At 70.8% G+C, this 20,240-nt stretch carries 18 protein-coding genes and 2 pseudogenes; 11 read left to right on the top strand and 9 right to left on the bottom strand.

Annotated features, from left to right (window positions below; all coding sequences use genetic code 11):
* Positions 1 to 57: 57 nt before the first annotated feature.
* The gene (locus ACH4KB_RS25295) at positions 58 to 1,251 is read right to left on the bottom strand and encodes an RtcB family protein (RefSeq protein ID WP_398068183.1); all 1,194 of its coding nucleotides are present in this window, start codon (positions 1,249 to 1,251) and stop codon (positions 58 to 60) included.
* 172 nt (positions 1,252 to 1,423) lie between these two features.
* Between ACH4KB_RS25295 and ACH4KB_RS25290 the strand changes: the two genes are divergently transcribed.
* From ACH4KB_RS25290 to ACH4KB_RS25280, 3 genes are all read left to right on the top strand, one after another.
* Complete coding sequence (locus ACH4KB_RS25290) at positions 1,424 to 2,317, top strand: DUF3558 domain-containing protein (protein WP_398068182.1); 894 nt, start codon at positions 1,424 to 1,426, stop codon at positions 2,315 to 2,317.
* A gap of 192 nt (positions 2,318 to 2,509) precedes the next feature.
* Positions 2,510 to 3,385, top strand: a complete 876-nt coding sequence (locus tag ACH4KB_RS25285; RefSeq protein WP_398068181.1) for a DUF3558 domain-containing protein — start codon at positions 2,510 to 2,512, stop codon at positions 3,383 to 3,385.
* Positions 3,386 to 3,700: 315 nt separating this feature from the next.
* Positions 3,701 to 5,176, top strand: coding sequence for a DUF2637 domain-containing protein (locus ACH4KB_RS25280; protein WP_398068180.1), 1,476 nt, complete (start codon positions 3,701 to 3,703; stop codon positions 5,174 to 5,176).
* 74 nt (positions 5,177 to 5,250) lie between these two features.
* On the opposite strand, the gene lysS is transcribed toward ACH4KB_RS25280, so the two are convergent.
* Entirely contained in the window at positions 5,251 to 7,020 is a 1,770-nt protein-coding gene (lysS, locus tag ACH4KB_RS25275) for a lysine--tRNA ligase (RefSeq protein WP_398068179.1), read from the bottom strand.
* Between the two features lie 157 nt (positions 7,021 to 7,177).
* Here lysS and argS point away from each other — a divergent pair, with 157 nt between their 5' ends.
* Entirely contained in the window at positions 7,178 to 8,950 is a 1,773-nt protein-coding gene (gene argS / locus ACH4KB_RS25270; RefSeq protein ID WP_398068178.1) for an arginine--tRNA ligase, read from the top strand.
* A gap of 87 nt (positions 8,951 to 9,037) precedes the next feature.
* On the opposite strand, the gene ACH4KB_RS25265 is transcribed toward argS, so the two are convergent.
* The 4 genes from ACH4KB_RS25265 to ACH4KB_RS25250 all read right to left on the bottom strand — a co-directional run bounded on the left by ACH4KB_RS25265 (position 9,038) and on the right by ACH4KB_RS25250 (position 12,907).
* Positions 9,038 to 9,394, bottom strand: a complete 357-nt coding sequence (locus tag ACH4KB_RS25265) for an antibiotic biosynthesis monooxygenase family protein (RefSeq protein WP_398068177.1) — start codon at positions 9,392 to 9,394, stop codon at positions 9,038 to 9,040.
* Between the two features lie 28 nt (positions 9,395 to 9,422).
* Positions 9,423 to 9,863, bottom strand: coding sequence for a hypothetical protein (locus tag ACH4KB_RS25260; protein WP_398068176.1), 441 nt, complete (start codon positions 9,861 to 9,863; stop codon positions 9,423 to 9,425).
* Positions 9,864 to 10,091: 228 nt separating this feature from the next.
* Positions 10,092 to 11,300, bottom strand: a complete 1,209-nt coding sequence (locus ACH4KB_RS25255) for a phosphatidylserine/phosphatidylglycerophosphate/cardiolipin synthase family protein (protein WP_398068175.1) — start codon at positions 11,298 to 11,300, stop codon at positions 10,092 to 10,094.
* Positions 11,301 to 11,479: 179 nt separating this feature from the next.
* Positions 11,480 to 12,907: a helix-turn-helix domain-containing protein gene (locus ACH4KB_RS25250; protein ID WP_398068174.1), complete on the bottom strand. Its 1,428-nt coding sequence runs from the start codon at positions 12,905 to 12,907 to the stop codon at positions 11,480 to 11,482.
* A gap of 228 nt (positions 12,908 to 13,135) precedes the next feature.
* Here ACH4KB_RS25250 and ACH4KB_RS25245 point away from each other — a divergent pair, with 228 nt between their 5' ends.
* From ACH4KB_RS25245 to ACH4KB_RS25235, 3 genes are all read left to right on the top strand, one after another.
* Positions 13,136 to 13,882, top strand: a complete 747-nt coding sequence (locus ACH4KB_RS25245) for a DUF4232 domain-containing protein (RefSeq protein ID WP_398068173.1) — start codon at positions 13,136 to 13,138, stop codon at positions 13,880 to 13,882.
* 158 nt (positions 13,883 to 14,040) lie between these two features.
* Positions 14,041 to 14,826 (top strand): Scr1 family TA system antitoxin-like transcriptional regulator, encoded by a 786-nt coding sequence (locus tag ACH4KB_RS25240; RefSeq protein ID WP_398068172.1) that lies wholly within the window; start codon positions 14,041 to 14,043, stop codon positions 14,824 to 14,826.
* On the top strand, positions 14,823 to 15,125 hold the full coding sequence (locus tag ACH4KB_RS25235; RefSeq protein WP_398068171.1) for a DUF397 domain-containing protein: 303 nt from the start codon (positions 14,823 to 14,825) through the stop codon (positions 15,123 to 15,125). Before ACH4KB_RS25240 ends, ACH4KB_RS25235 begins: the two co-directional genes overlap by 4 nt.
* A 19-nt stretch (positions 15,126 to 15,144) precedes the next feature.
* Here ACH4KB_RS25235 and ACH4KB_RS25230 read toward each other — a convergent pair whose 3' ends face one another.
* Both ACH4KB_RS25230 and ACH4KB_RS25225 read right to left on the bottom strand, forming a co-directional pair.
* Positions 15,145 to 15,711 carry a dihydrofolate reductase family protein gene (locus ACH4KB_RS25230; protein WP_398068170.1) on the bottom strand — a complete coding sequence of 189 codons (567 nt, stop codon included), beginning with the start codon at positions 15,709 to 15,711 and terminating at the stop codon, positions 15,145 to 15,147.
* A gap of 99 nt (positions 15,712 to 15,810) precedes the next feature.
* Complete coding sequence (locus tag ACH4KB_RS25225; RefSeq protein ID WP_398068169.1) at positions 15,811 to 16,782, bottom strand: alpha/beta fold hydrolase; 972 nt, start codon at positions 16,780 to 16,782, stop codon at positions 15,811 to 15,813.
* Positions 16,783 to 16,928: 146 nt separating this feature from the next.
* On the opposite strand from ACH4KB_RS25225, the pseudogene ACH4KB_RS25220 reads away from it, so the two are divergent.
* The 4 genes and pseudogenes from ACH4KB_RS25220 to ACH4KB_RS25205 form a co-directional block, all read left to right on the top strand.
* Positions 16,929 to 17,231, top strand: a pseudogene (locus ACH4KB_RS25220) (hypothetical protein); the annotation flags it as partial.
* Positions 17,232 to 17,349: 118 nt separating this feature from the next.
* Positions 17,350 to 17,955 (top strand): annotated as a pseudogene (locus ACH4KB_RS25215) (hypothetical protein); the annotation flags it as partial.
* Positions 17,956 to 18,003: 48 nt separating this feature from the next.
* Positions 18,004 to 18,387 (top strand): hypothetical protein, encoded by a 384-nt coding sequence (locus ACH4KB_RS25210; protein ID WP_398068168.1) that lies wholly within the window; start codon positions 18,004 to 18,006, stop codon positions 18,385 to 18,387.
* Positions 18,388 to 18,405: 18 nt separating this feature from the next.
* The gene (locus ACH4KB_RS25205; RefSeq protein ID WP_398068167.1) at positions 18,406 to 18,957 is read left to right on the top strand and encodes a hypothetical protein; all 552 of its coding nucleotides are present in this window, start codon (positions 18,406 to 18,408) and stop codon (positions 18,955 to 18,957) included.
* A 109-nt stretch (positions 18,958 to 19,066) separates the two neighbouring features.
* Here the strand turns inward: ACH4KB_RS25205 and hemB are convergent, their stop codons facing one another.
* On the bottom strand, positions 19,067 to 20,074 hold the full coding sequence (hemB, locus tag ACH4KB_RS25200; RefSeq protein WP_398068166.1) for a porphobilinogen synthase: 1,008 nt from the start codon (positions 20,072 to 20,074) through the stop codon (positions 19,067 to 19,069).
* Positions 20,075 to 20,240 lie beyond the last annotated feature (166 nt).

Genomic DNA, 20,240 nt, shown 5'->3' with positions numbered 1-20,240 from the left:
GGGACGGGGCGACGGGGCCGCCGGACTTCGCGACGTACCGGGGCGGCGCGTAGGGCCTCAGCCCTTCACGCACACCACCTGCTTGAGCTTCGCGACGACCTGGACCAGGTCCCGCTGCTGATCGATGACCTGCTCGATCGGCTTGTACGCCCCCGGGATCTCGTCCACGACACCGGAGTCCTTACGGCACTCCACGCCCTGCGTCTGCTCCTCCAGGTCCTTGGTCGAGAAACGCTTCTTCGCCGCGTTCCGGCTCATCCGGCGGCCCGCGCCGTGCGACGCCGAGTTGAACGACTTCTCGTTGCCGAGGCCCTTCACGATGTACGAGCCGGTTCCCATGGATCCCGGGATGATCCCGTAGTCGCCCGACCCCGCCCGGATCGCGCCCTTGCGGGTGACCAGCAGGTCCATGCCCTCGTACCGCTCCTCCGCCACGTAGTTGTGGTGGCAGGAGATGACCGGATCGAAGGTCACCCGGGCCTTCTTGAACTCCTTGCGGACCACGTCCTGAAAGAGCCCCATCATGATCGCCCGGTTGAACTTCGCGTACTCCTGCGCCCAGAAGAGGTCGTTGCGGTACGCGGCCATCTGCGGGGTGTCCGCGATGAACACCGCCAGGTCACGGTCGATCAGGCCCTGGTTGTGCGGCAGCTTCTGCGCCTGGCCGATGTGGAAGTCGGCCAGCTCCTTGCCGATGTTCCGCGAACCGGAGTGCAGCATCAACCAGACAGAACCGGTCTCATCGAGACAGAACTCGATAAAATGATTACCCGATCCGAGCGTTCCCATCTGCTTGGTGGCACGTTCCTGACGGAATTTGACCGCATCGGCGATCCCCCCGAACCGCCCCCAGAAGTCGTCCCACCCCGCCGTCGAGAACCCGTGCAGCTTCCCCGGGTTCACCGCGTCACCGTGCATCCCCCGGCCGACCGGGATGGCCTGCTCGATCTTGGAGCGCAGCCGTGACAGGTCACCGGGAAGATCGTTCGCGGTGAGGGACGTCTTGACGGCGGACATCCCGCAGCCGATGTCCACCCCGACCGCGGCCGGGCACACCGCGCCCTGCATCGCGATCACCGAACCGACCGTCGCCCCCTTGCCGAAGTGGACGTCCGGCATGACGGCGAGACCCTTGATCCACGGCAGCGTGGAGACGTTGCGCAGCTGCTGCATCGCCCCGTCCTCGACCGACGCGGGGTCCGCCCACATCCGGATGGGGACCTTCGCTCCCGGCACCTCTACGTACGACATAACCCCTCGATTCCCCCGAAAAGACTGAAAGCGCAAAACCGGTGCCAAGATCGGCAAACCTGTCGGCCGACCGGCGTTCACAGCGGCGCGTGCGATACACATTGTGTCCATCGGCCGCCTTCGAGCGGCAACCTGTTTTCCGTACCGAAGGGAGCCTGGGACGGTGCGAGACATGGCGTACGTACCCGGCGTCGCGCTTCTGGCGGCGCTCGTCGTCGGCTGCAGCGCCGGCTCCGACAGCAACGCGAACGGCGCCGACGGCAAGGCGGGCAGCCCGACGGTCACCCCCGCACCCCCGGGCAAGTACGAGACCCTGCCCGCCCCCTGCCGTGCCGTACCGCGCGGCATGCTCAAGGACCTGCTGCCCGGCGCCGCGGAACTGCCCGGGGACCAGCAGGAGAAGGTGTTCCGGGGGTCGGCGTCCGTCACCTACGACACCGACCGCAAGGTCGGCTGCAGCTGGAAGTCCGACGCGCCGAACGCCACCCGCAGCCTCTCCATCGACTTCGAGCGGGTCGTCTCCTACGACCCCGCGGTCAGCGACGACGACCGCGCCGACACGGTGTACGCGAAGAAGGAGAAGGCCGCCGGCCTGTCGTCGCCGGCGACCCCCGGGCCGGACGCGGAGAAGGACAGCGCGGCCCCGGGCGAGCAGGGGAAGGACAAGGGCAAGGGCGCCGACGCGGACAAGCCGGAGGACCCGGCGGCGGACGCCACGGCCTCGGCGGGCGGATCGGCAGACCCCTCGCCCTCCTCCTCGCCCTCCGGAGGCGACGGCGGGGGCGACAACGGCGACAGCGGCGCTGGCACCGGCACGGAAGAGGCCCTCCCCTCGCGCGTCCTCGACAACCTCGGAGATGCCGCATTTCTGCACGATCGGCCCACTCGGGCAGGTTCCACCGCACAGCACCGCACGGTGAGCGTGGTATTCCGCACATCGAACGTGGTCGTGACCGTCCGGTACGCCGAGCAGCCGGCCCTCGTCACACAGGTGTCCGACAGCAGGGAACTCCAGGAGAAGGCCCAGGCACTGGCCCGGAAGCTGGCCGAGACGCTCAGCGAATAGACCCCCGCCCGACGGGCCCCCACCGGCCGGATTCCGCTCTCCGGGGGCCCTCGGCGGCGGCACGGGCCGACCGCCGGCCGTCGTACCGTGGCTGTCCGGAAGACGTACCGCCCCGCTACCGAGCCCACCCGTACACCGCACGAACCGAGACCTCCAGCACCGAGAGCTCCGTGCCATCCGAGTGAAGGAACCATGCACCGATCAGCCCCGCGCCTGTCCCGCATCCTCGCCTGCGCCGCCGTTCCGGTGATGCTCGTAGCCGTCGGCTGCTCGTCGGACTCCGGCTCCGACAGCAAGAAGAACGCGGGCTCCTCGTCGTCCGGCACTCCCAGCGCCAAGCCCACGGAGCCGACCGTCGAAGCGGCGAGGTTCGACGATCTGCCCGACCCGTGCGCCTCGGTCGCCAAGAAGACGATCAAGGACCTGGTCCCCGAGGCCAAGAAGGAGAACGGCACGGCCGGCCGGTCCAACGACCTGGCCGCCCGCAGCAGTTGTTCCTGGAACGGCCTGGACGACAAGGGCGTCGACGGCTCGCAGTACCGCTGGCTGGACGTCGGCTTCACCCGCTTCGACTCGGACCAGGCGCTGGGCAGCGGCGCCAAGCGCGCCACCGCCGAGTACACGAAGCAGGTCACCAAGGCGAAGGCCTCGGAGGGTGCCGAGAAGGTCGCCGCCGAACCCACCACGGGCATCGGCGAGGAGGCCACGACCGTCACCTACGGCCTCAGCAAGACGGGCGAGGACTTCGCGTACGCCACCGTCGTGGCGCGCACGGGCAATGTCGTCGTCACCCTGACGTACAACGGCGCGGGTTACGCGGGTGCGAAGACTCCCTCGTCCGCGAGCATCGTCAAGGGTGCCCAGAAGGCGGCGAAGGAAGCGGTCGCGGCCGTCGCCGACACCTCCGACGCCAAGGTCACTCCCCCGGTGAAGGGCGGCTCCGACGACAGCAAGAAGGACGTCAAGAAGGACACGGCCAAGGGCACCGGCACCGGCACCGGCACCGACAGCGACAGCGACAGCGACAGCCCCACGTCGAAGACGAAGCCGAAGACGAAGACGAGCTGACGGCCCTCCCGCACGCTTTCCCGAGACCCGGCCCTCCCCGAGGGCCGGGTCTCGCCGTTCGGCCAAGCCCCCGCCCGAAACCTCACCCTCAGCCCCCGCCGAAGCAACACCGAAGCCCGCACCGAAGCCCGCACCAGAGCGCGCACCAGAGCTCCCGCCGGCCCCGAGAACAGCCCGCCAACTCCTCCCCCGCGCAACGGAACTCGCACACATGTGCCAGGCTGTCCCCTCGCCGGGCGTCTGAAAGCCTGGCCGAAAATCAATGCCGGGCGCACAAGCCGGGTTCGGGTACAGAGGTCGGGGAGGGGATCGCGCGTGGCCGCGATGCAGCTGACACGCACGCACCGCATACTCATCGGGATCGTCGTCGCCGGTGCGGTGCTCATCGCCGCGATCGGTTTCGCGGGTTCCTACGCCGCCGTGCGCGAACTCGCGGAGGACAAGGGTTTCGGCGAGTTCGCGCTGGTCTTCCCCATCGGCATCGACGCGGGCATCTGCGTCCTGCTGGCCCTGGACCTCCTGCTGACCTGGATGCGGATCCCGTTCCCGCTGCTGCGCCAGACGGCGTGGCTGCTGACCGCCGCGACGATCGCGTTCAACGGCGCGGCCTCCTGGCCGGATCCGCTCGGCACCGCGATGCACGCGGTGATCCCGGTGCTGTTCGTCGTCTCCGTCGAGGCCGCCCGGCACGCGGTGGGCCGGATCGCGGACATCACGGCCGACAAACACATGGAGGGTGTCCGGCTCACCCGCTGGCTGCTCTCGCCGATCCCGACGTTCAAGCTGTGGCGGCGGATGAAGCTGTGGGAGCTGCGCAGTTACGAGCAGGTCATCAAGCTCGAACAGGACCGGTTGATCTACCAGGCCCGGCTCCAGGCCCGCTTCGGCCGCAACTGGCGGCGCAAGGCCCCGGTCGAGTCGATGATGCCGCTGCGCCTCGCGAAGTACGGCGTGCCCCTCGCCGAGACCGCCCCGGCCGGGCTCGCCGCCGCCGGCATCGAACCGGCCCTGCTGCCGCCGGTCGAGGGGTCCCGCCCGAAGGCGGAGTTGCCGTACGAGCCTCAGCGGGAGCCTGGGCAGGAGCAGGCACAGCAGCACCCGCAACATCATCAGCAGCAGCAACAACCGGCGTCGCTCCAGAAGCAGGCACCCCAGCAGCACCAGAGCCAGCCCCAGGCCCAGCAGACCCAGCAGACCCAACCTCCCCAGCAGGCCCAGCAGACCCAGCAGGCCCCGTCCCCCGAACAACAGGGCCGGCACCCGCAACCGCAGGCCCTGGAGGCCCCGCAGGTCCCGCCCACCCACGACAGCCCCTGGTTCGCGGCGCAGAAGCTTCCGGAGGGCACGCCGCACGCCAGCGCATACGACCCGCGGCACGCCGAGGGCCTGGAGCCCACCCCGGCCGCCGTCCCTCTGGGCCCCGGCCGTACCCGGCCCCTCGGCAACGTCGGCACGATCGGCGCGGTCCCGCACCCCCGCAGCGAGGAGCCGCCCACGGAACCGGAGCCGGTCCAGCAGGCCGCCGACGAGGAGCCGTCCGCCGTTCCCGAAGAGGCTCCGCAGTTGGAGCCCTGGTCCCAGGACGACGAGGACTTCGCCAACCGGGCGTTCGAGGAGTACACCGCGTTGACCGATCAGGAGGGCCAGTACCCGACCCTCGCGGCCCTCGACATCACCCTGGCCGACAAGCGCGACGTGCACCACCCGCGCTCCACGGAGCTGCTCCAGGACCTCATGCCGCAGTTCAAGAGCCTCTACACCCAGCGCACGACGGCCGCCCAGAGCACCTGACGTACGGCCGCACAGCATGGCGAAGGGCCGCCGCCCGGACATCCGGGCGGCGGCCCTTCCCGTTGCGTACGCCGCTACGCGCCGAGCAGCCTGCGCACCCGGTCCGCCCCCACCGCGAGCAGCAGCGTGGGCAGGCGGGGCCCCGTGTCGCGGCTGACGAGCAGCCGGTAGAGCAGGGCGAAGAAGGACCGCTGGGCGGTCTTCAGCTCGGGCGTCGGCTTGGCGTCCGGCTCCAGGCCGGCCAGCACCTTCGGCACGCCGTAGACGAGCGTGGTGAGCCCGTCCAGCGACCAGTGCGTGTCCAGCCCTTCCAGGAGGAGGCGCAGCGACTCGCGGCCCTGGTCGTCGAGCGAGCCGAGCAACTCCTTGTCGGGCTCGTCCCGGACGATGGTGCGGGCCTCGGCCGGGACCTGGGTGGTGATCCAGTTCTCGGCCCGGTCGAGGCGCGGACGGGCCTCGTCCAGCGAGGTCAGCGGGTTGGCCGGGTCCAGCTCGCTGAGGATGCGCAGCGTCTGGTCCTCGGCGCCGGCGGTGATGTCGGCGACCGAGGCGAGCGTCCGGTACGGCAGCGGGTGCGGGGTGCTCGGGAGCTCGCCGGCCGCCGTGCGGACGGCACGGGAGTACGCGGCGGCGTCGGCGGGCAGCACCGTGCCGTCGGCGACCTTGCGGCCCAGCGAGTCCCACTCGTCGTACAGCCGCTGGATCTCCTGGTCGAAGGCGATCTTGAACGACTGGTTGGGCCTGCGGCGGGCGTAGAGCCAGCGCAGCAGCGGCGCCTCCATGATCTCGAGCGCGTCGGCCGGGGTGGGCACCCCGCCCTTGCTGGAGGACATCTTGGCCATGCCGGAGATGCCCACGAAGGCGTACATGGGCCCGATGGGCTGGACACCGTCGAAGACCTCGCGGACGATCTGGCCGCCCACCACGAAGGAGGAGCCGGGCGAGGAGTGGTCGACGCCGCTGGGCTCGAAGATCACGCCCTCGTACGCCCAGCGCATCGGCCAGTCGACCTTCCAGACGAGCTTGCCGCGGTTGAACTCGTTGAGCCGGACCGTCTCGGCGAAGCCGCAGGCCGAGCAGGTGTAGTTCAGCTCGGTGGTGTCGTCGTCGTAGGAGGTGACGACGGTGAGGTCCTTCTCGCAGTTGCCGCAGTAGGGCTTGTACGGGAAGTAGCCGGCGGTGTTGCCGCTGCCGTCGTCCTCGGCGGCGGCGCCGGAGCCCTCGGCGGCCTCCAGCTCGGCCTCGTCGACCTTCTTCTGCTGCTGCGGCTTCTTGCCGCCCTTGCCCTGGGCGGCCGACGGGTCCTTCTTCGTCCGGTAGCGGTCGAGGACGGCGTCGATGTCGGCGCGGTGCTTCATCGCGTGCAGGATCTGCTCGCGGTAGGTCCCGGCGGTGTACTGCTCCGTCTGGCTGATGCCGTCGTACTCGACGCCCAGCTCGTCCAGGGCCTGCGTCATGGCGGCCTTGAAGTGCTCGGCCCAGTTCGGGTGGGCGGAGCCGGGCGGGGCGGGCACCGAGGTCAGCGGCTTGCCGATGTGCTCGCCCCAGGTCGCCTTGTCGACGCCGGGGATGCCCTCCGGGACCTTCCGGTAGCGGTCGTAGTCGTCCCAGGAGATCAGGTGGCGCACGGTGTGCCCGCGGCGGCGGACCTCGTCGGCGACCAGGTGCGGGGTCATGACCTCGCGGAGGTTGCCGAGGTGGATCGGGCCCGACGGGGACAGGCCGGAGGCGACGACGACCGGTTTGCCAGGCGCACGACGCTCCGATTCGGCGATGACATCGTCCGCGAAGCGGGAGACCCAGTCGGTCTCGGTGCTGGTCTGACTCTCGGCCACGGTCGGCACGTCCTTCTCTCGTCTGTCGTTTCCCGATGGGGTACGGACCATTCTCCCAGCTACACCCAGCAGCGCGAAAACGGCTTTACGCCCCGTGGGATACTGGGGAGATCCCTTGGACACCCAAGAGAACCCCTCGTACCCCCTACGGAAACGGCAGCCAGACATGGCCTCGGTCCCTTCCCTCGCTTCCACGCTCCAGCAGCAGCTGGCGGACGCCCTGACGGCAGCTCTGCCGGATGCCGGCGCCGCGGACCCGCTGCTGCGACGTAGCGACCGGGCCGACTTCCAGGCCAACGGCATCCTGGCGCTCGCCAAGAAGCTCAAGGGCAATCCGCGGGAGCTGGCCGCCCAGGTCACCGCCGCCCTCCCGGCGGGCGGGCCGATCAGGGACATCGAGGTGTCCGGGCCCGGCTTCCTCAACATCACGCTCACCGACCGGGCGATCGTCGAGACGCTGGCCGCCCGGGCTGCGGACGGCGAGGGCCGGCTCGGCGTGCCGTTGAAGGACGACGCCGGGACGACGGTCATCGACTACGCCCAGCCGAACGTGGCCAAGGAGATGCACGTCGGCCATCTGCGGTCGGCGGTCATCGGCGACGCCGTGGTCAGGATCCTGGAGTTCACCGGCGAGAGGGTCGTCCGGCGGCACCACATCGGCGACTGGGGCACCCAGTTCGGCATGCTCATCCAGTATCTGATCGAGCACCCGGGCGCGCTGAAGCATGAGGGCGGCGCGAGCGACGGCGAGGCGGCGATGTCGACGCTGAACCGGGTCTACAAGGAGTCGCGGGCCCTGTTCGACTCCGACGAGGAGTTCAAGGCCCGGTCCCGGGACCGGGTGGTGGCCCTCCAGGCCGGGGATCCCGAGACGCTGGAGCTGTGGCACCGCTTCGTCGACGAGTCGAAGATCTACTTCCACTCGGTGTTCGACAAGCTCGACATGGTGATCGACGACCCGGACATCGTCGGTGAGTCCGGCTACAACGACATGCTGGAGGAGACCTGCCGGATCCTGGAGGAGTCGGGCGTCGCCGTCCGCTCCGAGGGTGCGCTGTGCGTGTTCTTCGACGATGTGCTGGGCCCGGACGGCAACAAGGTCCCGCTCATCGTGAAGAAGACGAACGGCGGCTACGGCTACGCGGCGACCGACCTCTCCGCGATCCGGAACCGGGTGCAGGACCTCAAGGCGGACACCCTGCTCTACGTGGTGGACGCACGGCAGTCGCTGCACTTCAAGATGGTCTTCGAGACGGCCCGCCGGGCGGGCTGGCTGAACGACGACGTCAAGGCCGTGCAGCTCGCGTTCGGCACGGTCCTCGGCAAGGACGGCAAGCCGTTCAAGACCCGTGAGGGCGAGACCGTGCGGCTGGAGGACCTCCTCGACGAGGCGGTCACGCGGGCCACGGCGGTCGTCCGGGACAAGGCCGACAAGGTGGGCCTGTCCGAGGACGAGATCGTGGAGAACGGCCGGTACGTCGGCATCGGGGCCGTGAAGTACGCGGACCTGTCGACCTCCGCCGTACGGGACTACAAGTTCGACCTGGACCAGATGGTGGCGCTGCACGGCGACACGTCGGTGTACCTCCAGTACGCGTACGCCCGGATCCGGTCGATCCTGCGCAAGGCGGGGGACGCGGTCCCGGCCGCCCACCCGGAGCTGGAGCTGGCCCCGGCGGAGCGGGCGCTCGGTCTGCACCTGGACCAGTTCGGCGAGGTCCTCGCCGAGGTCGGTGCGGGCTACGAGCCGCACAAGCTGGCCGCGTATCTCTACCAGCTGGCGTCCCACCTGACCACGTTCTACGACCAGTGCCAGGTGCTCAGCCCGGACAACGCCCCGGAGGTCGTCGAGAACCGGCTCTTCCTGGTCGAGCTGACCGCCCGGACCCTGCACCAGGGGATGGCGCTGCTGGGCATCCGGACGCCCGAGCGGCTCTGACCCGAAGCGCTCTGACCCGAAGCGTTGTCACGTGCGTGGGCTCGCACGGGTGATGTGCCGGGGCCCACGCGCGTAGGTCGGTCCGGTTCAGGGTGCGGTGAGTTCCACGACGACGTCGTAGACGGCCGGGTTCGGGGTGACCGGCTGCTTCGTCTCCTCGCGCGCGGCCCGGGTGCGGGAGGCGAAGACGGGGTCGGCGGTGGCGGCCTCCCACGCTTCCTGGCTCTGCCAGTGGGAGACGTTGACGAGCTGGAAGCGGGAGTCGGATGAGCGGGCCCGGTGCATCCGCGAGTCGATGAACCCCGGCTTCTCCCGCATGAGGCGGGCCCGCTCCTCCCACTTCTCGACGAACGCGTCGAGCTCGTCGGCGGAGATCTCGAAGACGTTGATGAAGGTGACGGGCGATCCCGGTGTGTCGGCGGCTAAGCCGTTCTCTGCGGTCATGCCGCAACTCTAGGAGTCGGCCGAACGGCTACTGCGGTCGGCCCAGCGCCCACCCCGACACGTCGGCGAGGCGTCCGCGCCACAGCGGCAGGGAGACGGGGGTCATCGCCCCGGAGACCAGGGTGACGTCTCGCAGGTGGATCCACCGGGGCAGCCGGGAGGCCCCCGCCGCGCCCTCCTCCGCGCGCAGTTCCCGTACGCCCTGGTCGACCGTCTCGGGGAACTCGGCGAGCAGGTTGGACCCCTCGCCCTCGACCTGGCGCAGGCTCCTGGCCCACTCCGCCTTCCACTGCTCGTGCCCGATGACGTCCCCGTGCAGCAGACCGCCGGGGTGCGTCAGGGTGAGGGGCAGGCTGGAGCGGGGGTCCTCGTCGAGGAGCTGGATGAGCAGCTGGAGCTGAAGGTCGGGCAGGGGTTCGGTGATCACGGCGGCGGACGGTGCCGGTGAGGTGTCGGCGGTGGCGCTCATGGGCCCTTCCCTTCACATGGCGGACGACGGTCGTCCTCCCCACCTGCCCGGCGGGCGCGGAAGCACGCCCCCGGGGAGCAGACCGGCCTCAACGGGACCATGACCCGGGAAGCAGGCCGGTCTCAACGGGACCATGCCCCGGGGAGCACGCCGGCCTCAGCGGAGGCACGCCCCGGGAAGGGAGGCCTGGCCTCACCGGAGGCACGCCCCCCGGAGGGAGGCCGGGCCTCAGAGGAAGCGGCGGATGGGCAGCACGGCTGCTTCCCGGGCCCGCTGGAGGAGGTCGCGGCGCTTCCACCGTCCGCGCTCGATCAGCACGCTCTTCTCCCGGTCCTCGTCGAAGTGGCCGTCGAGGGTGGCGGTGAAGTCCCGGTCGAGGACGGCGAGCATGACCTCCTCGTCGTGGTCGAGCGAGCGCCGGTTGAAGTTGGTGGAGCCGATGAGGCTGGCGATCCGGTCCACGGTGAGGGTCTTGGCGTGCAGCATCGTCGGCTGGTACTGGTGGATCTTCACGCCGCAGGCGGTCAGCTCCTCGTAGAAGCGCTGCCCGGCGAGCTGGCAGACCCGCTTGTCGGTGTGCGGTCCTGGCAGCAGGATCTCGACCTCCACCCCGCGCCGGGCGGCGTCGCAGAGGAGCCCGGTGAAGTAGGCGTCGGGGGCGAAGTAGGCGGTGGTGAGGCGAATACGTTCCTCGGCGGACTCCAGGACGACCCGGATCAGGGTCTGCATGTCCTGCCAGCCGAAGGAGGCGGAGCCGCGTACGACCTGGACGACGGCGTCCCCGTGGCGCTCGCTCACGACGAACCGGTCCCGCTCGTCGAAGAGCTCCTCGTGACACTCGGCCCAGTTCTGCGCGAACGCGGCGGCCAGGCCGTCGACGGCGGGGCCGGTGACCTTGACGTGGGTGTCGCGCCACTCGTGCTCGTTGCGGGCGTCGCCGCACCATTCCTCGGCTATCCCGACGCCCCCGGTGAACGCGGTGCGCTCGTCGACGACGAGGACCTTGCGGTGGCAGCGGTGGTTCTGCTTCATCGGCGAGAGGTGCAGCGGCTTGCGGAACCAGGTCACCGTGACCCCGGCCCGGTCCATCAGCTCCAGCTGCTCCTTCTCGATGAGCCGGCAGCCGAACCCGTCGAGCATGAGCCGCACCCGGACCCCGGCCCGGGCCCGCTCGGCCAGCGCCTCGGCGAACCGGAGAGCGATGTCACCGCGCCAGTAGACGAACGTCATCAGGTCCACGGTGTGCTCCGCGCCCCGGATGGCCTTGAGCATCGCGCCGAAGATCTCGTCGCCGTTACGGAGCGGGAGGAGGGCGTTCCCCTCGGTGGCGGCGATGCCGATCAGCCGCTCCAGCCTGCGTCTGAGCCGCAGGGACCGCTCCTCGCAGGTGCGCGTGTCCAGGGCCAGAGGGTCGGAGGCTTCGGCGGTCGCGGACATGGGTCACCTGGTGGGGAGGCGGGCTGGAGCGGCAGACCGGCCGGAACCGGACGGACCGCGAGGACCCGGCGACTGTACTCCTGTACGAATCCGGACGGAATCGGCCTTCCGCGACCGAGGGGCGTACGTACCCCTCGGCCGCTGGACGGGAACGGGGCCGGGGCGAACCAGGACGCGCGTCAGGTCGCGGGCTCCCACCCGGTCTCCGCGTTGCCGTAGACGTACTCCGGCCGGCCCTTCATCCCACTCGTACGGAACAGCTTCCCGTGGTCGTCGATCCGTACCACCCCTTCCTTCCCGCCGCTGCTCCACTCCAGCTCCAGGTACCAGCTGACGTCGTAGCCGACGGCCTTCATATCGAGGTTGAAGACCTCCACGTCCTCGGACGTCACCTTGTACGGGAAGTCCACGGCCGGAACCACCACGTCCCCCTGCCTCCCCGGCACCGGCCGGAGGGTGGGGTGCCCGGCGTCGAGATGGGAGGTGAACGTCTGGGGCGCGATCCCGCTGCCGCAGCCGTTGCCCATCAGGTACGCCGACCAGGGCAGCGGAGCCTTGCGGGAGACGACGCGCACGTGCATGCCCTTGAGGACCACCGCCTCCCGCGAGGTCCCCTGCACGGTGAGCTGGAGCAGCATGCTCCCGGCGTCGACCCCGCCGTACGACTCCGCCCAGCCGCGCCGGTCCTGCGGCGCGGGCGGCGGGTCCAGCTCGTCGGGGCCCCGGTTCACGAGGTAGTGCTGGCCGCAGGGTTCGTCCCAGTTGTACGAGGAGATGCTGACGGCCGGCGGCGCACCGAGGCCCGTACCGCTGCCACCACCGGCTTTGCCGCCCTCCGGCTGCCCCGGCCCTGATCCTGCCGAGGGCTTCACGGACGGCGACCCCGCGGCGGAGGCGGAGGCGCTCGCCGAAGGACTGGCCGAACTCGGACTCGCGGAGGGCCGGGACGTGGCCGAGGCGAAGCTTTCCGGCGTGGGCCCGAGGTCTCCGCCCGCGTCCTCCACCCGGTCCGCGGCGCTCCCGCCGTCCTTCTTCCCCGACCCGACGAGATCGGCGGCGACGACGGTGGTGGGGACGAGGAGCGCGGCGACCCCCGCGGTGGCGATGAGCACCCGCGTACGCCGGGAGAGCCGGGACCACCGGGAGCCCGCCCCGGACCGGGAGCCCCCCGACGCGACGGACGGCTCGGACAGCTCGACGGCCTCAGGGACGTCGACGGCTTCGGGAACAACAACAGGCACAGGGACAGGAGCAGGGGCAGAGGCAGGGGCACGGGCAGGAGCAGGGGCGGAAGCGGGAGCGGAAGCAGGCTCAGCCGTCCTCGGTGCCGTCCCCGGTGCCGTCCCCGCCGGAGGCCGCCGCCGGGCCGCGTCCGCCACGATCCACCGCCGGTGCACCTCCACCAACTCGTCGCCGGACGCCCCGCATACCCGCGCGAACCGCTCCACCGGGGCGAACTCGTTCGGCACGGCGTCCCCGTTGCAGTACCGGTGGAGCGTCGACGTGCTGACGTGCAGCTTCCCCGCCAGCACACCGTAGCTGCGCCCCGAACGGTCTTTCAGATCCTTCAGCAGAGCCGCGAACTCCACGGCCTCCGGCGTCGCCACGACGGCGTTCCCCTTCCTCGTGCGTCCCGGAACGGCGTTCCAGGGACGCGGAATCCCCGCAGGTCACCGTACGCGTAGACGTTCCAGCATCCCCAATGGTTCGGCAGGCGTTGCGGCCGGAATCCGCCGTCCCACAAGCTCGGACCAGACCACAGCAGGACAGCACCACCGCGGACCGGCCGCTCAACCGGACCACCACGTCAACCGATCACGGGGAGTACCACCGCCATGCGCACCAACCGCATCCGCACCACCGCCCTCGCCGCCACCGCCCTCGTCGCCGCTCTCTCACTCACCGCCTGTGGCGGCGAGGACAAGGCCATGGGGACGAAGGCAGCCGGCGCCGCCGAGACGGCGACGCCCGCACCGACGAACACCGGCAGCACCAACGGCACCGGCGGCACCGGCGGCACCGGCGGCACCGACGAGAAGGCGCAGCCGGACGCACCCAAAGCCGGCACGCCCGACACCCAGACCGTCCCCGCCGGGGGCAAGCACGCGGGCGGCAACGGCAACGGCAAGAAGCCGGAGACCGCGCCGAACGAGAAGGCCGCACCGTCGATCCCGGCCTGCACGCCCACGAACTCCAAGGTCAAGGTCTCCTCGGTGAGCCGCCCGATCAACCACCTGCTGCTCACGGTGACCAACACGGGCTCCACCAACTGCGCCGCCTACTACGCCCCGTTCCTCCGCTTCGACGGCGCGCAGTCGGTGTACCCGATCCTCGACGACAGCAAGCCGCAGGCGGTCGTCACGCTCTCCCCCGGCGAGGAGGCGTACGCGGGCATCGCGCTGCTCGGAGAGCCCGGCCAGAACGAGCCGGTCCCGAGCGACAACGTCGGCGTGATCATGGTCGACAGGAACAACCAGTCGAAGGGCGAGTCCACGCTGAAGCTCCCGGCGGAGACCGCCACGGACGGTCTGGGCTTCGTCACCTACTGGCAGTCGGACGTCGAGAACGCCCTGATGTTCTGAGCTCCCGAGAGGTACCGCAGGCCAGCGCCTGACGCGCCGTAACCCTGCGCGACCCGTACAAATTTCTTGTACGGGTCGCGCATGCGTGAAGTGGGTCACGGGGTGGGAGTGGGAACCCTATGCACCCCAGAAAGCGACAGCGTAAGAACGCGTCGACGATGAAGCTCGTGGGCAAGCTGCTGGCCCGGTTCCGCACCGAGGCGGGCATGACGCAGGTCGAACTCGCCCAGGCCGCAGGCGTACAGGAGGACACGATCGCCTCCGTCGAGCAGGGCAGGCGCTCACTCGTCCCGGATCTGGCGGAGACGATCGACGATCTGCTGGACACCAAGGGCGCGCTGGCGACGGCGGTCGACAACATGCCGGAAGTCGACCTGATCCCGCTGTGGGCCGAGGACTACATCGACATGGAGGGGGACGCGCTGGCGCTGTCCTGGTACGACAACCAGGTCATCCCGGGCCTCCTCCAGACGAAGACGTACGCGCAGGCTGTGTTCAGCAACAAGATCCCGGTCTACAGCCCGGAGGAGATCGAGACGCAGACGGCGACGCGGCTGCAACGCCAGCAGATCCTGGACCGGAAGAAGCCGCCGACCACCAGCATCGTGATCTGGGAGCCGGTCCTGATGATGAAGCTGACCTCGGACGAGGAGCACCGGGAACAGCTCCGCCACCTCTACGCGATGGCCCAACTCCCCGGCGTCTGCCTCCAGGTGCTCCCGCTCGACAGCAGGGTCCACGCGGGCCTCAACGGCCCCTTCATCCTCCTGGAAACCCCGGACCACCAGCACGTCGCGTACACCGAAACCCAGCGCGGCAGCCAGCTGATCTCCGACCGGAACGAGGTCAGCATCCTCGCCCAGAAATATGCGATGCTGCGAGCCCAGGCGCTCAGCCCTGTGGAGACCCTGCGCCTGCTGGCACGCTTACTGGGAGAGACATGAGCACCGCACTGAACTGGTTCAAGTCGAGCTACAGCGGCGACGAAGGCGGCGCGTGCCTCGAAGTCGCTTACAACTGGCAGAAGTCGAGCCACAGCGGCAGCGAGGGCGGGGCATGCCTCGAAGTCGCTTACAACTGGCAGAAGTCGAGCCACAGCAGCGACGAAGGCGGGCAGTGCGTCGAGATCGCCGCCCACCCCGCCGCCGTCCACGTCCGTGACTCGAAGGACATCGAGGGCCCGACCTTCACCGTCGCGCCCACCGCCTGGTCGGCGTTCGCCGCCTACGCGGCCACCGCCTGACCCCGCACCGCCGTAAGTCTCATGCCCGGACCGTCTCGTAACGGAGCATCGCGACCCCGTTCCCGAAGGTCCGGGTCTCCACCAGCCGGAGCATCTGCCGCTCCTCCGCGTCCCGGAAGAAGCGGCGGCCCCGGCCGAGGATGACCGGGTGGACGTAGATCCGGTACTCGTCGATCAGATCGGCCCGCCGGAACGACTCCAGCAGATCCGCGCCGCCGACCGCCAGGTCCCCCGAGGCGGCGTCCCGCAGACCGCGCACCTGCTCGGGGTCGACCTCGTGCAGCAGGGTCGCGTTCGGCCCCACGCTCTCCAGCGTCCGCGAGAAGACGAACTTCGGCATGTCCCGCCAGATCCCCGCGAACTCGGCCATCGGTCCTTCGTTGGCCGGGTCCTGATCGGCGGTCGGCCAGAACTCCTCCATCAGCTCGTAGGTGACACGCCCCTCGACGAAGCCGCCCATCGTCCGGAAGTAGTCGTTGAAGTGCTGGTGCACCTCCTCGTCGACGGTGTGCCAGTCGATGTCGTGGTCGGGCCCTTCGAAGAATCCGTCGAGGGAGAGGGAGATGGACGTGACGATCCTGTTCACCGGGGGCTCCTGTCGGATCGGCCCGGTCGACGGGAACGACGTCCGGGCGGCGCGCACAACGGGCCTCGACGATATGCCCGGGCACTGACAGAGCCGGGTCTAGCCGCGCCCGCCCCCCTGTACGGTCCCCGGCCGTCTCCCCCGTACGGTCCCCCGCCGGACCAGCTCCTCCCGCCAGTCCCGCTCGACCGGCTCGTCCGGCCGTACGGTCTCCGCCAGCGACGCGAGGATCGGCTCGGCGGTGGCCCAGAGCAGCGCCCCGCCGACGCCCGGAACGACCGTGCGCCGCGCCCCGGGGATACGGGAGACGAGCCGGCGGCCGAGGTCGGGCGAGTGGGAGGCGTCCTCCTCGCCGTACCAGACCTCGACCGGGACGGTGATCGCGCCGAGATCGATGGGCCAACGCCCCATGGCGAGCACGGTGTCCCGGGCGTACCCGGCCGCCGCGCCCTGGGAGAACGCCTCGTCGAGGGCGCGGCCGTAGGCGGCGGCGAAGCCGGGGTCCTCGTACACGGCCAGGTCGCACGCCGGACTTCCGGCCAGAACCATCCGCCGCATCGCGTCCGCGTCGAACCCGGCGAACACCTTCTCCGCCCCGACCGGGTCCTCCGCTACCCGCGCGACCAGGCCCCGCAGATCGTCGGGCAGGGCGGGTGCGAACCCGGGGTCCGCGACCTCGTCGGCGGCCGAGACGAGCGTGAGCGCGGAGACGACACCCGCCGCCGCGCAGGCGAGTGCGAAGGGCGCGCCCTGCGAGTTCCCGAGCATGGCCGGCAGCGGGCCCAGCCCGCGCAGCGCGGTCAACTCCCGTACGTCGTCCACGAAGTCCGCGAAGGTCCGGTCGGGCGCGGGCGTGGAGACGCCGAGCCCGGGGCGGTCTACCGAGACCAGCCGGACTCCCTCGTTCTCCACGGCCCCGGCGCCGATCCCGAGCCACCGGCTGGTCGCGGCCCCGGGCGAGAGCAGGACGGGCAGCCCGTCCTGCGGCCCCCACTCGGCCCAGCCGAGCACCCTCCCGTCGGAGAGGAGTGTGGTTCCGAGGCGGGCGGGATCATCGACGTACAAACTCATGCCCGACATCATTATCCAGCCACCCCCGCCCCGCACCGGCTTTCGGCCCCCGGGCCCGGCGCGACGCCCAGTGGCGGTGAAGAGATCGTCGTGCGTCAGTGCCACCGCCCGGCACATTGTCAGTGCCGCCGCCTAGGCTCCCCACCATGGCGACGCTCCCCAACCCGCTCCCCTCCCTGGCCACTTCCGGCCTGGACCTCCCGCCCGGCACCCTGGTGGACGCCACGCTGGACGGCCCCTGGCACGAGCCGCTGCTCTGGTACGCGGACGGCCCGGCGGCCCCGCGCGACTGGCCGTACCTGCGGGCGGCCGGGCGGCGGGTCGGGCTGCTTCCGGTGCTGGTCGCGGGCGGTCTGCGCGACCAGTGGCCCGAGGGCTGGGACCTCTGCCCGGACGACGCGTCGTATCCCGGCGACCACGACGCCGACGAGGTGCTCGCGGGCTACTGGTATTGATCGCGGCTCAGCGGGGGGCCTGCCACCACGACGTCCCGCTGACCGCCGCCGAGTAGCACTGACTGCACGACCGGCTGCGCGATCCGGTGGAGCTGTCCAGCGCCGCGGTGTTCACCGCACTGGAGGCACGGCTGGCGCTCACCCCCTGACCACCCTGACCTTCCTCGCGCTCGACCTGGACCACCCGGCCGCCACCGCCCTCACCGCCTGGTGGGCGAAGCCCAAGCCGCTCTGGAAGACCCCGGTCCGGCTGCTGACCCACCTCGGCACACCGGACGAGGCGAAGGCCGCCGAGCTGTGGACCTTCGTGACCTCCGGCGCGGACGACAACGGGCAGTTGATGACCTGGGTGCTGCTCCGCGCCCGGCTCGACGGCACCCACCGCCTGCTCGTCGCCGAGCGGCTGATCGGACAGCGCGGCGTCCGCGCGTACGTCCTGCACCGGGTCCTGATCGGAGTGGCCGATCCCGCCCAGCCGCTCCGGCACCACGCCGTCGACCCGCGCAGCCACAGCTGGCTGCGGCGCGCCCAGGAAGTCGCCGACGACCCCCGCCTCACCGACGCGGCCCGCGCGATCGGGCTGAGGACCGCCCGCGAGCACTACGCGTTCCGCTACCCGGACCCCCCGGACCAGGTCCGGCCGGCCCTCACGGACAGGCAGTTGGCGGAGGCCCACGCCTGGGCGGAGGCCCGCGCCGACCGGACCACCGTGGAGTGAGCCCTCGTACTCATGCGGCCGGGAGACCCCCGAGGTTGACTCGGCCGCATGAGCGAGAACAGCCACGACGGCGACAGCACCCCGGTGACCGACCCCGCGCCCGCCCCTGCCCCCCGCGCGTGGGTCGCCCCCCTGATCTCCACGCTCGTGTCACTACCGATGGGCCTCGTGGCGCTGTTCATCGGCGGTCTCAGCCCGATGGCGTGCGACTCCTGCAATGGCGCGGCAGCCAACGGTTTCCACGACAGCTGGACCATCGCGTGGACCGTCCTGTGGATCGGTCTGATCGTCGCCCTGATCGTGCTGATCGCCGCCTGGGCCACCCCCCACCAGCTCCGCTACGCCGCCCGGCGCGTGGGCCTCGCCCTCACCGCCCCCGCCACCGTGATGGTCGCTTTCGTAGCATTCATGGCACTGGTCGACTGGCCCTGACAGAAAGTGTCCACCCCCATGAACGACACGAACCTCACGACCACAGAGGCGACGGCAAAAGCGACGGCAGAGGCAGAGGCAGAGGCAGAGGCAGAGGCAGAGGCAGAGGCAGAGGCAGAAGCGGCGGCAGAAGCGACGGCATCCGCGGAACGCCTGATAGCCGAGTTCCGCGCCCTGCCCGCCACCAGCGACCGCAAGCCCGAGATCATCACCGAGCTGGACGCCAACGCCCAGGCGCTGCCGTTCCTCGTCTCGGTCGTCGCCGACCCCGCCGAGTACGACCTCGCCCGCGTCGAGAGCGCCACCGTCCTGCGCCTGTGGCCCCCGGTCGATCCCGCCCTGCGCCACGAAGCGGGCCGCGCCCTGCTCACCGCACTGCGGGACCCGCAGGAGGACCTGGTCCGCCAGTACGCGGCGATGTCGCTGGCGCCCTACACCGCGGACCCGGTCGTCGCCACGGTTCTGGACACCACCGCACGAGCCGACGAGGACCCGCTCGTACGGGACAGCGCCCGCTTCTCCATCGAGGAGGCCCACCGGCTCCAGGAGACCGGAGCGGGTGGGCCGTGAACCCCAACAGGCCGACCGGACCGGCTCAACGCCGACCGGACCGGCTCAACGCCGACCGGACCGGCTCAACGCGAGCAGACCGGCTCAGCGCGAGCAGACCCAGACCGGCTCAGCGCCGGGCGTCCCGCCCCAGCCACTGCGCGGCCTCGGTCGCCCAGTAGGTGAGGATCATCTGCGCCCCGGCCCGCCGGACCCCGGTCAGGCTCTCCAGGATCGCCTTGTCCCGGTCGATCCAGCCCCGCTCGGCGGCGGCCTCGATCATCGCGTACTCGCCGCTGATCTGGTACGCCGCGACCGGCACGTCCACGGACTCCGCGACCTTGGCGAGGATGTCCAGATACGGCCCGGCCGGCTTCACCATGACCATGTCCGCGCCCTCCTCCAGGTCCAGCGCCAGCTCCCGCAGCGACTCGCGGGCGTTGGCCGGGTCCTGCTGGTAGGTCTTGCGGTCGCCGGTGAGCGAGGAGCCGACGGCCTCGCGGAAGGGGCCGTAGAAGGCCGAGCTGTACTTCGCGGTGTAGGCGAGGATCGACACGTCCTCGTACCCGGTCTGGTCCAGGGCGTCGCGGACCACGCCGACCTGGCCGTCCATCATCCCGCTGGGGCCCACCACATGGGCCCCGGCGTCCGCCTGGACCTGGGCCATCTCCGCGTACCGCTCCAGGGTCGCGTCGTTGTCCACCCGGCCGTCGGCCGTCAGGACCCCGCAGTGGCCGTGATCGGTGTACTCGTCCAGGCACAGGTCCGACATGATGACGAGCTCGTCACCGACCTCCTCGCGGACCGCGCGCAGACCGAGCTGGAGGATGCCGTCCGGGTCCGTGCCCGCCGTGCCCCGGGCGTCCTTCTTCGCGTCCTCCGGCACACCGAAGAGCATGATCCCCGAGACCCCGGCCGAGACCGCCTCGACGGCCGCCTTCCGCAGGGTGTCCAGGGTGTGCTGGTGCACACCGGGCATGGCCGAGATGGCGACCGGGGCGTCGATGCCCTCCCGCACGAACGCGGGCAGGATCAGGTTCGCGGGGTCGAGCCGTGTCTCGGCGACCATGCGCCGCATCGCCGGGGTCGTCCGCAGCCGCCGGGGGCGGGAGCCGGGGAAGTTTCCGTACGCAGTCATCCTTCGACGATAGACCCGTACGCAGTCAGGTCTTACCGACACCCGCGCCGGGAAAGGCCGGCAGACAGTCCGCCGGCAGACAGTCCCCGGCCACCGACCCGCCGACCGACCCCGAAGACGCCGGCAGGCCCGGCCGCCGATCCGCCGACCGACCCCGAAGACGCCG

The sequence above is a fragment of the Streptomyces sp. NPDC017520 genome, from assembly GCF_044329855.1.
Taxonomy (GTDB): Bacteria; Actinomycetota; Actinomycetes; order Streptomycetales; family Streptomycetaceae; genus Streptomyces.
Note: the sequence above shows the minus strand (reverse complement) of the source record. Positions and strands in the feature narration are given on the sequence as shown.